The sequence below is a fragment of the Micromonospora sp. genome (assembly GCF_048594385.1).
Classification (GTDB): domain Bacteria; phylum Actinomycetota; class Actinomycetes; order Mycobacteriales; family Micromonosporaceae; genus Micromonospora; species Micromonospora wenchangensis.
In genome coordinates, this window is record NZ_JBMDWU010000623.1 from 1 (window position 1) to 15,918 (window position 15,918).

The 15,918-nt window shown below is 70.8% G+C and carries 12 protein-coding genes; 9 read left to right on the forward strand and 3 right to left on the reverse strand.

The window, feature by feature from the left end:
- A partial coding sequence (locus ACOJTC_RS32630; RefSeq protein ID WP_420119765.1) for a PspC domain-containing protein occupies positions 1–660 on the reverse strand: 660 nt, incomplete at its 3' end.
- Positions 661–828: 168 nt separating this feature from the next.
- On the opposite strand from ACOJTC_RS32630, the gene ACOJTC_RS32635 reads away from it, so the two are divergent.
- The 8 genes from ACOJTC_RS32635 (at position 829) to ACOJTC_RS32670 (ending at position 10,659) form a co-directional block, all read left to right on the forward strand.
- Positions 829–2,097 (forward strand): ATP-binding protein, encoded by a 1,269-nt coding sequence (locus tag ACOJTC_RS32635; protein WP_204924931.1) that lies wholly within the window; start codon positions 829–831, stop codon positions 2,095–2,097.
- Between the two features lies 1 nt (position 2,098).
- Positions 2,099–2,785, forward strand: a complete 687-nt coding sequence (locus tag ACOJTC_RS32640) for a response regulator (protein WP_302746319.1) — start codon at positions 2,099–2,101, stop codon at positions 2,783–2,785.
- Positions 2,786–2,954: 169 nt separating this feature from the next.
- On the forward strand, positions 2,955–4,154 hold the full coding sequence (locus ACOJTC_RS32645; RefSeq protein WP_420119766.1) for a thioester domain-containing protein: 1,200 nt from the start codon (positions 2,955–2,957) through the stop codon (positions 4,152–4,154).
- Between the two features lie 674 nt (positions 4,155–4,828).
- Complete coding sequence (locus ACOJTC_RS32650; RefSeq protein WP_204924933.1) at positions 4,829–6,469, forward strand: peptide ABC transporter substrate-binding protein; 1,641 nt, start codon at positions 4,829–4,831, stop codon at positions 6,467–6,469.
- A gap of 155 nt (positions 6,470–6,624) precedes the next feature.
- The gene (locus ACOJTC_RS32655; RefSeq protein WP_204924934.1) at positions 6,625–7,551 is read left to right on the forward strand and encodes an ABC transporter permease; all 927 of its coding nucleotides are present in this window, start codon (positions 6,625–6,627) and stop codon (positions 7,549–7,551) included.
- A 75-nt stretch (positions 7,552–7,626) separates the two neighbouring features.
- Entirely contained in the window at positions 7,627–8,598 is a 972-nt protein-coding gene (locus ACOJTC_RS32660; protein ID WP_420119767.1) for an ABC transporter permease, read from the forward strand.
- A gap of 26 nt (positions 8,599–8,624) precedes the next feature.
- Positions 8,625–9,653: an ABC transporter ATP-binding protein gene (locus tag ACOJTC_RS32665; RefSeq protein WP_204925028.1), complete on the forward strand. Its 1,029-nt coding sequence runs from the start codon at positions 8,625–8,627 to the stop codon at positions 9,651–9,653.
- Positions 9,646–10,659, forward strand: a complete 1,014-nt coding sequence (locus ACOJTC_RS32670) for an ABC transporter ATP-binding protein (RefSeq protein WP_357926522.1) — start codon at positions 9,646–9,648, stop codon at positions 10,657–10,659. Before ACOJTC_RS32665 ends, ACOJTC_RS32670 begins: the two co-directional genes overlap by 8 nt.
- 83 nt (positions 10,660–10,742) lie before the next feature.
- Here the strand turns inward: ACOJTC_RS32670 and ACOJTC_RS32675 are convergent, their stop codons facing one another.
- Positions 10,743–11,111: a chorismate mutase gene (locus ACOJTC_RS32675; protein ID WP_204924937.1), complete on the reverse strand. Its 369-nt coding sequence runs from the start codon at positions 11,109–11,111 to the stop codon at positions 10,743–10,745.
- Positions 11,112–11,378: 267 nt separating this feature from the next.
- On the reverse strand, positions 11,379–13,229 hold the full coding sequence (locus ACOJTC_RS32680) for a bifunctional metallophosphatase/5'-nucleotidase (RefSeq protein WP_363655683.1): 1,851 nt from the start codon (positions 13,227–13,229) through the stop codon (positions 11,379–11,381).
- Between the two features lie 215 nt (positions 13,230–13,444).
- On the opposite strand from ACOJTC_RS32680, the gene pcrA reads away from it, so the two are divergent.
- Positions 13,445–15,847, forward strand: a complete 2,403-nt coding sequence (gene pcrA / locus ACOJTC_RS32685) for a DNA helicase PcrA (RefSeq protein WP_204924939.1) — start codon at positions 13,445–13,447, stop codon at positions 15,845–15,847.
- The last annotated feature ends 71 nt before the right edge of the window (positions 15,848–15,918 follow it).

The following is a 15,918-nucleotide window of genomic DNA, read 5'->3' on the forward strand; positions in this document are numbered from 1 at the left end:
CACGGCGGGTGCGGGCGGGGTGAACGGCGCGGGCGCCGGGTAACCGACCGGGGGCACCGGTCCGGGCGGCCCGGCCGGTGCCGGGGCCGGAGCGGCGGCGGCGAAGCCGGACCGGCCGTCCCGGTTGAGCAGCAGCGCGCCGCCGATCAGGATCGCCGCGCCCAGCAGCACCGCCCGGAACGCGTCGGTGACGATGTAGCCGAAGCTGACCGCGACCAGGATGGTCAGCACGATCACGGTGATCGGGGACATGCTCGACCGGCCCCGCCCGAGCATCGACTCCAGCGGGGAGGCGCTGTCGCCCTCGCCCGGGATGATCAACCAGGCGGCCACGTAGACCAGGATGCCGACCCCGCCGAAGAACCCGAGCACGGCGAGCAGTACCCGCCACAGCACCGGGTCGGTGTTGGTGGCCCGGCCGATCGCCGCGCAGACCCCGGCGAGGTAGCGGCCGTCGCGGGGCCGGATCAGGCCGTACCGGGAGGTGAAGCTGGCCCCGCCGGACGGCGGGGGGTAGCCACCGGGCGGCGGTGGCGCGTCGTCGCCCCCCGTGGGCGACGCGGGCGCCGTGGGGTGCGGCCCGGCGGCGGGACCGGGCGGTGGCGTACCACCCGGTGCGGCCACCGAAGGGTACGGCGGCGGGGCGGGGTCCTCGGTCATGACTCGATCCTGCGCCGTCGTCGGGCCGGGTTACCTCCGGAACCGACCCTGACCCCACCCTGAGATCCCGACGGGCGGATGTCGGGGGCGTCCCCGTGGTCGGCGGCGTCCCGGGCGTGTGACGATCGGATCGGCACCGTACCGCCAGGTGTCCGTCCACCACCCATCGTGACCAGGGAGCCTCCGATCAGCGTCGTGACCCCGCCGCCACCCCGCCTCTACCGGGCGCCCGAGCACCGGTTGGCCGCCGGGGTGGCCGCCGGCATCGCCGACCACCTCGGCATCTCGGTGCTGCGGGTGCGCGTCGCGTTCATGGTGCTGCTCGGGCTCAGTGGCCTGGGCCTGCTGCTGTACGCGGCGTTCTGGGCGGTGGTGCCGCTGCGGCCCGGCGACACCGCCACGCCGCCCCGCCGCGACCCCGGGCAGTTGCTGCCGTTCGTGGCGATCGGCCTCGGTGTGCTGCTGGTCCAGGTGATGCTCTTCGACTCGGTCGGCGCGGCGGGCACCGCCGGCTGGCTGGTGGCGATCATCGCGGTCGGCGCCGGGGTGATCTGGCACCAGTCCGCGCCGGAACGTCGTCGGCAGTGGAGCGGATCGATGCCGGTGCCGTGGCTCGGCGCGGTGGTGGAGGAGACCGACCGGCGGGCCCTCGTGCTCCGTTTCGCCGGTGGCGCGGTGCTGGTCGCCGTCGGCATCATCGGGGTGGCGGCGGTCTACTCGCCGGTGCAGAACCTCGACGCGGTGGTCAACGGCGTGATCTTCGCGCTGGTCGGGCTGGTCGGCGTCGGGGTGGTCGCCGCGCCGGTGCTCTGGCGGACGTGGAACCAGCTCCGCTCGGAACGGGAGGGGCGCATCCGCGAGCAGGAGCGTGCCGAACTGGCCGCCATGGTGCACGACCAGGTGCTGCACACCCTCGCCCTGATCCAGCGCAACGCCAGCGACGTCAAGACGGTGCAGCGCCTCGCCCGGGGCCAGGAGCGGTCGTTGCGCAACTGGCTCTACAAGCCGACCGCCTCGCCCACCGAGCGGTTCGCGGCGGCGCTGGAGCAGGCCGCCGCCGAGGTGGAGGACACCTTCGCGATCACCGTCGAGGCGGTGGTGGTGGGCGACCGGGAGACCGACGAACGGGTGGGCGCGCTGGTGGCGGCGGCCCGGGAGGCGCTGGTCAACGCGGCCCGGCATGCCGGGGTGCAGACGGTGTCGCTCTATGCCGAGGTCGAGCCGGAGCAGGTGAGCGTCTTCGTCCGGGACCGGGGCAAGGGCTTCGACCCGGATACCGTGGAGGATCACCGGCACGGGGTCCGAGGGTCGATCATCGGGCGGATGAAACGGCACGGTGGCCGGGCGGAGATCCGTTCCGAGCCCGGGGAGGGGACGGAGGTCCGGTTGATGCTGCCGATCACCGGCACCGGCTCCACGGCGGAAAGGGACAACTGAGATGGCGGAACAGTCGATGGAACCGGGGACGGGCACGCCGGACCGGGCGCAACGGTTGAAGGTCTTCCTGGTCGACGACCACGCCATGTTCCGGGCCGGGGTCCGGGCCGAACTGGGGGCGCACGTCGAGGTGGTGGGGGAGGCGAGCACGGTGGCCGAGGCGGTCGCCCGGATCGCCGCCACCGGGCCGGACGTGGTGCTGCTCGACGTCCACATGCCCGACGGCGGCGGACGGGCGGTGCTGGACGCGATGCGCCGCAGCCACCCGCAGGTGAAGTTCCTCGCGCTGAGCGTGTCCGACGCCGCCGAGGACGTGATCGGGCTGATCCGGGCGGGTGCCCGGGGCTACGTGACCAAGACCATCTCCCCGGACGAGCTGACCGACGCGATCCGCCGGGTGGCCGACGGGGACGCCGTGTTCAGTCCCCGGCTGGCCGGGTTCGTGCTGGACGCCTTCGCCGCCCGGCCGGACGCCCCGGTCGCGGACCCCGAGCTGGACCAGCTCACCAACCGCGAGCGCGAGGTGCTACGGCTGCTCGCCCGGGGGTACGCGTACAAGGAGATCGCCAAGGAGCTGTTCATCTCGATCAAGACGGTCGAGACGCACGTGTCGAACGTACTGCGCAAGCTCCAGATGTCCAACCGGTACGAGTTGTCCCGCTGGGCGGCGGACCGACGACTCGTCTGACACCTCCCATTCCGGGAGCATCACCCCAGGGCTGACAAGAGATCAATTCGTGTCGCATAATGCCCCGTCGTCTTCGTGCGTGCGGGTGGTGTCACGACCCCGCCCCGGGGGCGACGCACACCGGCCCGCCGGGAGCGGGCCGACCCCTGGGGAGAGGTGCACGGAACTGATGTTCGGAGAACGAGGACGACGCTGGGCGGGTATCGCCACGGCGCTCGTCACCGGTGGGGCGCTGGTGCTCGCCGCAGCCGGTCCGGCCGCCGCCGAGCCGGCGACGAAGGGCGTGGCGCGGGCGGTGCCGGGCACCAGCGTCACGCTGAAGCTGGACGGTCGGGCGCAGAAGACCTCGGCGCTGGCCCTGGAGCTGAAGGACGGCACCGTGCCGGTCTTCTGCATCGACTTCCACACCCCGGTGGCCCGCAACGGCGAGTACGCCGAGGGCAGCTGGGACGAGTCGGAGGTGAAGAACCTCGGCCGGGTGCAGTGGGTGCTCACCCACGGCTACCCCAACGCCGACCGGGCGAAGCTGCTCGCCGCGGCCGGGGCGAGCCTGCCCGCCGGGCTGGCCGACTCCCGGCGCGACGCGCTGCTCTACTTCGGCACCCAGACGGCCGTCTGGCACTTCAGCGACGGCATCACCCTGGGCGACTGGGAGCGGGGGCTGACCGCTGCCGCCGAGTACGACGTGATCCGCCGGGTGCACGACTACCGGGTGCGTAACGCCACCGACCAGCCGGAGCCGAAGGCCGAGCTGAGCCTGGACCCGGCCTCGGCCACCGCGACCACCGGCGGGCGGGCGGGGCCGTTCACCGTGCACGGGCCGGCCGGGGAGATCGCGCTGAAGGTCGAGGGCGGCAGCGCCGTCGACGCCGAGGGGCGTCCGGTCGGCACGACCACCAACGGCGGCCGGTTCTGGCTGACCGCCACCACCGCCGGCCGGGTCACCGTGACGGTCTCCGCCCCGGACTCGGTCTCCTTCGGGCGGGTCTTCCTCTTCTCCGGCGGCAAGAACGCCAAGCAGAAGCTGATCCTGGGTGGCAGCACCGGCACCTCGGTCACCGCCGACGCGGCGGCGACCTTCGCCGCCGCTCCGGCCTCGCCGTCGCCGTCGCCGTCGGCCTCGCCGTCCGGGCCGCCGTCGCCGTCGCCGTCACCCTCGACGGCGTCCCCGTCGTCGTCGGCCCCGGCGGAGTCCTCGTCGCCGCCGGCCAGTCCGGCGCCGTCGACCTCGCCGGCCAGCAACGGCGGTGGCCTGCCGCTGACCGGGTCGCCGATCGCGCTGGCCGCCCTGGCCGGGATGGCGCTGCTCGCGTTCGGCGCGGTGGCCGTGCTGCTGGTCCGTCGCCGCCGGGTCCGCTTCACCGTCTGAGGTACGGGTTTCTCCGGCCCCGGCACCGCAACGGTGCCGGGGCCGGCCCGTCTCTGCCGGCCCACCGGCCCCACCGGTGGTGGGGACACCGTCGACGGCGGGCACGGACCGGCGAACCGGTATCGTCGGCCGGCCGGGCGGGACTTGGCTCCGCCCGGCGGAAGTCACCATCATCCGGATGGTCGAAATCGGCCAACTCTCGGTCGACGTCGAACCGCCTCGACCGGGCGGCGGGAAAGCTCACACTTGCTACTCGCCGGTCACTAGCTGGTGGAGCGAAGTTGCTGTCTTTCCTGCTCAGAGCGGTACGACCAGGGCATCTCATGATCTTTTCTCAAGTATCGGCAACATGGCGGGCAACTAACGGCTTGATAACGGCACCTTCACGTAATGGGCCGGTGGGTGTCACAGTGGCAGCACCTCACCCCTGACGTGAGGCACCCGTGTGTCCCGGTCGACCACGTAACCGCTGCCCATGGCGCGGATCGTGGTCGTCGAGCCTGCCCGGGGGCCGAGTGCGGGAGTGCGGTGGCCCGGCGGATCGGTCCCCCTGGGGTGTCCCGATTTCTCTGCGGTAACCGGTGATCCGCAACACAGGATCGCCGTGCGGTGTCACCCCCCAACGTGCGTGAAACCCACGACGGAACCAGGTTAGAAAGAGGAGGCCCCTCGGAATGAGAGTCTCGAAGCGGGCGAGCGGCGCCATCGCGGTGGGTGCGGCGTTCGCGCTCATCGCGTCCGGCTGCTCCAGCGGCAACGACGACGAAGGCGGCAGCGCCAGCAGCTCGGACGGTGCCATCGTCGTCGACGGCACCGAGCCGGAGAACCCCCTGGTTCCGGCGAACACCACCGAGACCGGTGGCGGCAAGATCATCGACTGGCTCTGGACCGGCCTGGTCGAGTACCCGAACAACGGTGGCGCGCCGCAGAACGCGCTGGCCGAGTCGATCGAGACCAGCGACTCCAAGGTCTACAAGATCAAGATCAAGCAGAACACGAAGTTCCACGACGGCACCCCCGTCAAGGCCAAGAACTTCGTGGACGCCTGGAACTGGGGCGCGTACTCGCCGAACGGCGCGCAGAACGCCAGCTTCTTCGCCGACATCGCCGGCTTCGCCGACGTCAACACCTCCGACCCGGACGGCGACGGCCCGAAGAAGGCCCCCGAGCCCAAGGCCAAGGAGATGTCCGGCCTCAAGGTCGTCGACGACTGGAACTTCGAGGTCACGCTCGCCGCGCCGACCGCCGTGTTCCCGACCAAGCTCGGCTACAGCACCTTCATGCCGCTGCCGGACGCCTTCTTCTCGCAGGGCGCCGAGGCTTTCGGCAAGAAGCCGATCGGTAACGGCCCGGTCAGCTTCGTCTCGTGGGAGAACAACGTCGCGATCAAGCTGACGCGGTTCGACGACTACAACCTGCGCGACAAGATGAAGATCAAGGACGTCACCGTCAAGATCTACCAGGACGACACGGCGGCCTACAACGACCTGGTCTCCAACAACCTGGACTTCCAGCAGCAGGTTCCGGTCTCCTCGCTGGCCGGCGACAAGTGGAAGGCCGACCTGGCCGACCGGGCGATCCCGTCGACCACGCCGTCCACCGGCATCATCGCGTTCCCGATCTACGACAAGCGCTTCCAGAACCCGAAGCTGCGCAAGGCGATCTCGCTGTCGATCAACCGGCAGGAGATCACCGACAAGATCTTCTTCGGTAACCGCAAGCCGGCCGACAGCTGGGCCAACCCGCTGACCCCGGGTGCCAAGCCGGGCAACTGCACCGCCTGCCAGTTCAAGCCGGACGAGGCCAAGCAGCTCCTGACCGAGGCCGGTGGCTTCACCGGGCAGCTGAAGATGTACTACAACGCCGACGCCAGCCACAAGGACTGGATGGAGGCCGTCGCCGGGCAGATCAAGAACACCCTGGGTATCGACGCGGTCGCCGTCGGTGTGCCGACCTTCGCGGTCTTCCGGCAGAACATCAACGCCCACAAGATGGACGGCGCCTACCGCGCCGGTTGGCAGCAGGACTACCCGGACGTCGAGAACTGGATCAACCCGCTCTACGTGACCGGTGGCTCCTCCAACGACGGTCTCTACAGCAACCCCGAGGTGGACGCCCTGTCCAAGCAGGCCAGCTCCGCCCCGAGCCTGGAGGCCTCGCACGAGCTGTTCGCCAAGGCGGTCGAGAAGATCGACCAGGACGTTCCGTCGATGCCGATCTACTTCGGTGGCCAGCAGTCCGGTCACTCCGAGAAGATCAAGAAGATGGAGCTGACCAACGTCGGCGAGCTCGACATCACCTCCGTCGAGCTCTGATCCGAACGGTCTGACCCCGGGTCGGGCTCGCCTACCGGTGAGCCCGACCCGGGGCCGTTCCGCGAGTGGGTGCACCCCACCCCTCGCCACGTTGGCGCCACCCGTGTCGGCCGCACCCCCGCCCCCGGCACACCCCTTGTCAGGAGGACCACCCCATGGGCCGTTATCTGGTGAGACGGCTGCTCCAACTCGTCCCGGTGTTCATCGGGACGACGCTGATGATCTACCTGCTGGTGTGGAAGGTCCCCGGGGACCCGTTCGCCGGCAAGTGCGGTGACCGTGGCTGCCCGGACAACTACCGGGCCATGATGACCGAGAAGTTCCAGCTGGATCAGCCCTGGTTCGTGCAGTACGCCACCTACATGAAGAACCTCCTGCAAGGCGACTTCGGGACCACCTGGTCGGGGCGCGACGTCGGCGAGATCATCGCCACCGCGTACCCGAACACCCTCAAGCTGGCCCTGGTGGCCCTGGCCATCGAGGGTGTCATCGGTCTCACCGCCGGTGTGCTCACCGGCCTGCGCCGCAACGGCTTCCTGGACAACCTGGTCCTGGTCTCCACGCTCTTCCTGATCGCGCTGCCGGTCTTCGTGGTCGGCTTCGTGCTCCAGTGGTTCTTCGGCGTGAAGCTGGGCATCGTCAAGCCGACCGTCTCCAACGAGATGCGGATCACCGAACTGCTCCTACCGGGCTTCGTGCTGGGCAGCGCGTCGATGGCGTACATCGCCCGGGTGTCGCGCACCAGCATCGCGGAGAACCGCCGCGCCGACTACGTGCGTACCGCGATCGCCAAGGGGCTGCCGATGCGCCGGGTGGTCGGTATCCACCTGCTGCGCAACTCGCTGATCCCGGTGGTGACCCTGCTCGGCACCGACCTCGGCGCGCTGATGGGTGGCGCGATCATCACCGAGGGCATCTTCGGCATCAACGGCATCGGCCGCACCGTGCTGCGGGCGATCGTCACCAAGGAGAGCGCTACCGTTGTCTCCATCGTGGTCGTGCTGGTGCTCGTCTACCTGGTGATGAATCTGCTGGTGGACCTGCTCTACGCCGCGTTGGACCCGAGGATCCGCTATGAGTGAGCGCAGCAGCGAACGAATCGTCATTGCAGTGTGCGCGGGCAACCAGGCCGGCGCCGAGCGCAGCGAGGTGCAGGCATGAGCGACCCGAGTGCCGCTTCGATCGTGAGCACGCCCCGTCCCGAGCAGTTGACCGAGGCAAGTTCCCCGGCCACCGCGGGCCCGGCGGGCAAGAAGGAGAAGCCGCGCAGCCTGCTCGGCGACGCCTGGATCGACCTGCGTCGCAAGCCGCTGTTCTGGATCTCCGCCATCTTCATCGTGCTCTTCGTGGTGATGTCGGCCTTCCCGTCGTTGTTCACCTCCGGTGACCCGACTGCCACCGCGCTCTCCCGCAGCCGGGTCGAGCCCTCCGGCGACGCGTGGTTCGGCTACGACGTGCTCGGGCGGGACGTCTACGCCCGGGTGATCTACGGCGCCAACGCCTCGATCGTGGTCTCGCTGCTCTCCACGATCGGCACCCTGCTGATCGGTGGGACGGTCGGCATCATCGCGGGCTACAAGGGCGGCTGGATCGACGGCCTGCTCTCCCGGATCACCGACATCTTCTTCGGCCTGCCGTTCGTGCTCGGCGCGATCGTCATCCTCACCACGTTCAACGGTGCCGGCTCCAACAACGGCGAGTGGGAGATCAAGTTCCTGGTGATCGGCTCGCTGGTGCTGCTGAGCTGGCCGGTGGTGATGCGGCTGATGCGTTCCTCGGTGCTCGCCACCAAGGAGGCCGACTACATCGTGGCGGCCCGCGCGATGGGTGCCAGCACCGGTCGGATCATCTTCAAGCACCTGCTGCCGAACTGCCTGGCCCCGCTGCTGGTCTACGGGACGATCATGATCGGCTCCTTCATCGGCGCCGAGGCCACCCTCTCCTTCCTGGGTATCGGCCTGCAGAGCCCGGTGGTCTCCTGGGGCATCATGATCAATGAAGCGCAGAACTACCTCCGGGTCTCGCCCTTCCTGCTCTTCTTCCCCTCCGCGTTCCTCGTCACCGCCGTGCTGAGCTTCGTCATGCTCGGCGAGGCGGTCCGCGAGGCCCTCGACCCGAAGCTCCGATAGGGGAGACTGAGTTGTCCGACATTCTCGTGTCCGAGCAGTCCGCGCCCGGCGCCGACGGATCCGGCCGCCCCTCCGGTCGGCTGCTCGAGGTCGACGACCTGCGGGTGGAGTTCCGCACCCGGGACGGCGTCGCCAAGGTCATCAACGGAGTCACGTACCACGTCGACGCGGGGGAGACCCTCGCCGTGCTCGGCGAGTCCGGCTCCGGTAAGAGCGTCACCGCGCAGACCATCATGGGCATCCTGGACATGCCGCCCGGCTTCGTCACCGGCGGTCAGGTCCGCTTCCACGGCAAGGACATGCTCACCATGTCCGCCGAGGAACGTCGCCGCATCCGTGGCGAGGGCATCGCGATGATCTTCCAGGACTCGCTCTCCGCCCTGAACCCGGTCTTCACCGTCGGGTTCCAGATCGCCGAGCAGTTCCGGGTCCGGCGCGGCATGAGCCGTTCCGACGCCAAGAAGCGTGCGATCGAGATGCTCGACCAGGTCAAGATCCCGAACGCCAAGGGCCGGTTCAGCAACTTCCCGCACCAGTTCTCCGGCGGCATGCGGCAGCGCGCGATGATCGCGATGTCGCTGGCCCTCGACCCCGAGGTGCTGATCGCCGACGAGCCGACCACCGCGCTCGACGTGACCGTGCAGGCCCAGATCATGGACCTGCTCGGCGAACTCCAGCGGGAACGCCGGATGGGCATGATCCTGATCACCCACGACCTCGGCGTGGTCGCCGACGTCGCGGACCGGATCGCGGTCATGTACGCCGGCCGGATCGTCGAGGAAGCCGACGTCTACGACCTGTACGCCAAGCCGGCGCACCCGTACACCCTCGGCCTGCTCAACTCGATCCCCCGGCTGGACGAGAAGGGGCAGCAGCTCCGCACCATCAAGGGCCTCCCGCCGAACCTGATGAACATCCCGCCGGGCTGCCCGTTCAACCCGCGCTGCCCCATGGCGCAGCCGGTGTGCCGGGAGACCGTCCCCCCGCTGCTGCAGATCGGCACCGGTCGGGCCAGCGCCTGCCACTTCGCCGAGGAGCTGGTGAACCGTGACTGACAACATCATCGAAGTCCGTGACCTGGTCAAGCACTACCCGGTCACCCGGGGCATCGTGTTCAAGAAGACCATCGGCCAGGTCAAGGCCGTCGACGGCGTCTCGTTCGACCTCAAGGCCGGCGAGACGCTGGGCGTGGTGGGCGAGTCGGGCTGCGGCAAGTCGACGCTGAGTCGGGTCCTGATGAACCTGGAGAAGCCCACCGCCGGCACGGTGCACTACAAGGGCCAGGACATCGCCAAGCTCTCCGGTGGCGCGCTGCGGCGGCTGCGCCGGCAGATCCAGCTGGTGATGCAGGACCCGTACACCTCGCTGAACCCGCGGATGACCGTCGGCGACCTGATCGGCGAGCCGTTCGAGATCCACTCGGAGGTCGCGCCGCGGGGCAGCCGCCGGGACAAGGTCAAGGAACTGCTCGACCTGGTCGGCCTCAACCCGGAGCACATCAACCGGTACCCGCACCAGTTCTCCGGCGGCCAGCGGCAGCGCATCGGCATCGCCCGGGCGCTCGCCCTGCGTCCCGAGGTGATCGTCTGCGACGAGCCGGTCTCCGCCCTGGACGTCTCGATCCAGGCCCAGGTGATGAACCTGCTGGAGAAGCTCCAGAACGAGCTGGGCCTGTCGTACGTGTTCATCGCGCACGACCTGTCGGTGGTCCGGCACCTGTCGGACCGGGTCGCGGTGATGTACCTCGGCAAGATCGTGGAGATCGGCACCGAGGACGAGATCTACGAGCGGCCGACCCACCCGTACACCCAGGCGCTGCTGTCGGCGGTGCCGGTGCCGGACCCGACGCTGCGGGAGAACAAGGCGATCATCCGGCTCACCGGCGACGTGCCCTCGCCGATCAGCCCGCCGTCGGGCTGCCGGTTCCGCACCCGGTGCTGGAAGGCGCAGGACGTCTGCGCCGAGCAGCCGCCGCTGCTGGAGATCCGCCCCGGCTCGGACCACCCGAGCGCCTGCCACTTCGCCGAGAAGCGGGAGATCGTCGCCACGCACGAGGCGTGACCCGACCGGACCGCCTGCCACCGTCCACCCGACGGCGGCAGGCGGTTCGTCGTTCACCGCGGCCCACGCCCGCCGGGTCGCCGTTACAGCGGCCCGCGCCCGGCCCGCAGCAGCAGCAGCGCGAGCTGGGTGCCGTCGGCCCCCAGCTCGCTGCGGAAACGTTCCAGGATCTCCCGCTCCCGGGAGAGCACCAGCCGGGTGCCCCCGGAGGCCATCCGGGTCACCCCGACCTCCTGGGACAGCGCAGCGCGCTCCTGCCAGAGCGCGATCAGCGTCCGGTCGATCTCGTCGATCCGTTCCCTGATCGCCACGATCCGCTCGGCCGCCACCGTGTCGCCGGTGCCGGTACGGGCGGCCGCGGCTCCGGTCGGATCGGCCTCCGTGGGCTGTGCCCCGGCCGGATCGTCGTGCCGCGCGGGGCCACCGCTGGACTCCACCACGTCAGTCATCATCGTCGTACCCCTCGGGTCTCGGGCCCGGTGTTCGGATCCCGGGACGAAAAAGCCCCGGGCTCTCCGAGCCCGGGGCTTTCGTAGGTCTGTCGATCAGGCGCGACCCACGGCTGCCGGACTCCCGGTGCCGTAGTAAAAGAAGAACCGCCGCTCGATCACGACGTCGAGTATGCCGACCGGTGACCGGCCGCGCAAGCACCCGGACGGCCGAGGGAAGGGCCCGCCCGTCGTCGCGTCCACGCGTCGACGAGGGGCCCTTCCCGCCGGTCAGCCCAGCCGGGTGATGCGGTCCGCCGCCGTGGGGGCGACCGGCGCGCCGGCACCCAGGTACGCCACCAGGGCGTCCACGTCGAAGCCGGGGGCGGTGGTCCGGCCGGTGCCGCCCGCCAGCTCGGTGAACCCGTCCCCGCCGTTGGCGAGGAAGTCGTTCGTGGTGACCCGGAAGCTGGCCGCCGGGTCGACCGGGGTGCCGTTCAGGGTCAGCGCGCTCACCCGCGAGCCGGCCGGCGCGGTGCTGTCGTAGGAGTAGGTCAGCCCGGCCGACGGCTGGAGGATGCGCTGGGTGGTCTGCCCCTTGAAGCCGACGAACTGCTGCTCCAGCACGTCCTTGAGCTGCGCGCCGGTGAACGTCTGGGTGACCACCAGGTTGTTGAACGGCTGCACGGTGAACGCCTCGCCGTAGGTCACGTCACCCGGCGCCTCGCCACCGGCCGACGCCGCGTACGACAGGGAGGCCCGCACGCCGCCCGGGTTCATCAGCGCGAGCTGCGCCCCGTCGCCCTTCGTGTACGCCAGCTGCGCGTCGGCGATCACGTCACCCATCGGGCTCTCCCCGTTGGGCCGGGCGTCCCGGACGATGTCCGCGCTGATCTTCCCGACCACCCGGTTGGCGATCGGGGCGACCGCCGTGCGGTACTTGTCGGCCAGCGCCTTCGCGCCCGCGTCGACCAGCGCCGGGTTCTTGGCGAACACCCCGCCGGTCTGCTGCCAGGTCCCGTCGGCGTTGCGTACGCCGTTCTCCACGATCACGTTCTTCGCGGTGATGCCGGTGAACCGGCCGGTCCGCCGGTCCAGCGAGTAGTCGATGTCGGTGACCAGCTGACCGTTGTTGCCGGCGCTGGTGACCACGCTCGGCTTGCCCGAGGAGTTCGGCAGCGAGCAGGAGTAGAAGCGGTGGGTGTGCCCGGAGACCACCACGCCGAACTCCGGCCGCAGGCCCTTGACGATGTCGACGATCGGGCCGGAGAAGTTGGCGCAGTCGGAGACGCCCGGGGTGGCCGGCGGCGCGGACTGCGCGCCGCCCTCGTGCACCAGCAGCACCATCGCCTTGACACCGAACAGCTTGAGCAGGCCACCCCACTTGTTGGCGGTCTGCACCTCGTCGGTGAAGGTGACGTCCTTGATGCCGGCCGGGTTGACGATGCCCGGGGTGCCCTCCAGGGTGACCCCGACGAAGCCGACCGGCACGCCGCCGACGAACTTCACGTCGATCGGGGGCAGGATCGGCAGCTTGGTCTTCTTGTTGATGGTGTTGGCGGCCAGGTAGGTGAACTTCGCGCCGGCGAAGCCGTCGCCGTCCTGGCAGCCGTCGACCGGGTGGCAGCCGCCCTTGTCGATCCGGAGCAGCTCCTTGACGCCCTCGTCGAACTCGTGGTTGCCGACCGAGCTGACGTCCAGGCCGACCTGGTTCATCAGCTCGATGGTGGGCTCGTCGTGGAAGGCGGCGCTGACCAGCGGGGTGGCCCCGATCAGGTCGCCGGCGCCGACGGTGGTGGTGGACCGGCCCTCGGCCTTCGCCTCGGCCCGCAGCTTCTTCAGCCAGGTGGCCAGGTATTCCACCCCGCCGGCCGGGGTGCCGTTGACGGTGGCACCGCTGCCGCCGGGCGGGTCGATCGCGCCGTGGAAGTCGTTGTAGCTGAGGAACTGGCCCTTGACCTCGCCGCCCGTCGCGGTGGCGTACGAGACGGCGACCGGGGCGAGGCCGGCCCCGGGGGCGGCGTCGGCCGGCGGCGTGGTGGCGCGGCCGGTGATGGGCAGGCTGGCCACGACGGCCAGGGCGAGGGCCGGCGCGGCGAGGTGACGCAGCACGGCCCGACCGCGCGAGCGCGGTTGACTCATGGTTGTTCTCCCAAGTCGTCTACGGGGGAGCAGGCGGGGATTTCCCGGGTCATCGTCGCGCCTCGGGGCGGAAGATGCCAGTGGGGCCACCGTGACAGGTTCGTCTCAGTCCGGGCCGGTCGGCGGCCGGGACGTGCGGGCGGTGGCGGGGCACGATCCGCGCCGGGCGTGCGCGGGCGGGAAGTGTCCGCCCGACGGCATAGACTCGCCGTGCGATGCATCCTCTCTTCGACATCCCCGCGTCCCCGCCCGCGCCCGAGTCCGCGCCGGTTCCGCCGCGCCGGCCGGGCCCGACCCGCCACCTCGACCCGCAGGCCCTGGTGGAGGGCCTGAACGGTCCCCAGCGCGACGCGGTCACCCACGCCGGCTCGCCGCTGCTGATCGTGGCCGGGGCCGGGTCCGGCAAGACCCGGGTGCTCACCCACCGGATCGCCTACCTGCTCGCCGCGCGGGACGTCCATCCCGGCGAGATCATCGCGATCACCTTCACCAACAAGGCCGCCGGCGAGATGAAGGAGCGGGTGGCCCACCTGGTCGGCCCGCGCGCCCGGCTGATGTGGGTGTCGACGTTCCACTCCGCCTGCGTGCGCATCCTGCGCGCCGAGCACGAGCACGCCGGCCTGAAGTCGACCTTCTCCATCTACGACGCCGACGACTCCCGCCGGCTGATGCAGCTGGTCGCCCGGGAGCTGGATCTCGACCCGAAGCGCTACCCGGCCCGGGGGTTGGCCGCCCAGGTGTCCAACCTGAAGAACGAGCTGGTCGACCCGGAGGAGTTCGCCGGCCGGGCCAAGGGGCCCAACGAGCGGGCGCTGGCCGAGGCGTACACGCTCTACCAGCGGCGGCTGCGGGAGGCGCACGCGCTGGACTTCGACGACCTGATCATGACGACGGTGCACCTGCTCCAGTCGCACCCGCACGTCGCGGAGAGCTACCGACGCCGGTTCCGGCACGTCCTGGTCGACGAGTACCAGGACACCAACCACGCGCAGTACACCCTGATCAAGGAACTGGTCGCCGGCACCGAGGGGCTCGCCCCGGCCGAGCTGTGCGTCGTCGGTGACGCCGACCAGTCGATCTACGCGTTCCGGGGCGCGACGATCCGCAACATCCTGGAGTTCGAGCGGGACTTCACCGACGCCCGCACCATCCTGCTGGAGCAGAACTACCGCTCCACCCAGACCATCCTCAGCGCGGCCAACGCGGTGATCGACCGGAACACCTCCCGCAAGCCCAAGCGGCTGTGGAGCGACGCCGGCGCGGGCGAGCAGATCGTCGGCTACGTCGCCGACACCGAGCACGCCGAGGCCGACTGGGTGGGCCGGGAGGTCGACCGGCTGGTCGACGCGGGGGAGACCCGCCCCGGCGACGTCGCCGTCTTCTACCGCACCAACGCCCAGTCCCGGGTCTTCGAGGAGGTGTTCATCCGGGTCGGCCTGCCCTACAAGGTGGTCGGCGGGGTGCGCTTCTACGAGCGCAAGGAGGTCCGCGACGCGCTGGCCTACCTGCGCGCGGTGGTCAACGACGACGACACGGTCAGCCTCCGCCGGGTGCTGAACACCCCGCGCCGGGGCATCGGCGACCGGGCCGAGGCGTGCGTCGAGGCGCTGTCCAGCCGGGAGCGGATCTCCTTCGGGGCGGCGCTGCGCCGGGCCCGGGAGGCGCCGGGCATCTCCACCCGGGCCGCCAACTCCATCGCCGAGTTCGTCGCGCTGCTCGACGGCGCCCGTGAACTGGCCGAGGAGGGCACCCCGGAGGAGGTGCTGGAGGCGCTGCTGACCCGTTCGGGCTACCTGACCGAGCTGGAGGAGAGCGTCGACCCGCAGGACGCCGGCCGGGTCGACAACCTCCAGGAACTGGTGAGCGTCGCCCGCGAGTACACCGAGCGGATCGAGGCGCTGGGTGCCGACGACGAGCGGGCCACCCTGGCCGGTTTCCTGGAGCAGGTGGCGCTGGTCGCCGACGCCGACCAGATCCCTTCCGACGACCCCGACCACCAGGGCGTGGTCACCCTGATGACCCTGCACACCGCCAAGGGCCTGGAGTTCCCGGTGGTGTTCCTGACCGGCCTGGAGGACGGCGTCTTCCCCCACCTGCGGTCGCTGGGCGACACCCGGGAGCTGGAGGAGGAGCGGCGGCTGGCGTACGTGGGCATCACCCGGGCCCGGCAGCGGCTCTACCTGTCCCGGGCGGTCACCCGTTCGGCCTGGGGGCAGCCGTCGTACAACCCGCCGTCGCGTTTCCTGGAGGAGCTGCCGCCGGAGCTGGTGCGCTGGGAACGCACCGAGGGGACGTACACCTCGTGGGCCGGTGGGGGCGGTGGCGTCGGGGGTCGCGCGGACCGCGCGCCCGGCGGGCGGAGCGGCTTCACCGGGGGTACCCCGAGAGCGGCGGAGCTGGCGAAACGGCTCGGGGTGGACGCCAGTCGGCTGGCCACCGCCAGCGAGCTGCCGCAGGGGCCGAAGGTGTCGGCCGGCGACCGGGTCAACCACCAGCGCTACGGCCTGGGGCGGGTGCTCGCGGTCGAGGGTCACGGGCCGAGCGCCCGCGCGCAGATCGACTTCGGCGACCAGACCATGTGGCTGGTGCTGCGGCACGCCCCGCTCGACAAGCTCTGAGGCGAGGCCGGCGGGGCCGGGGCCGCGGGGGGGCCGGGCGGGGCCCGGGGGGGGTCCGGGCCGGCCGCCCC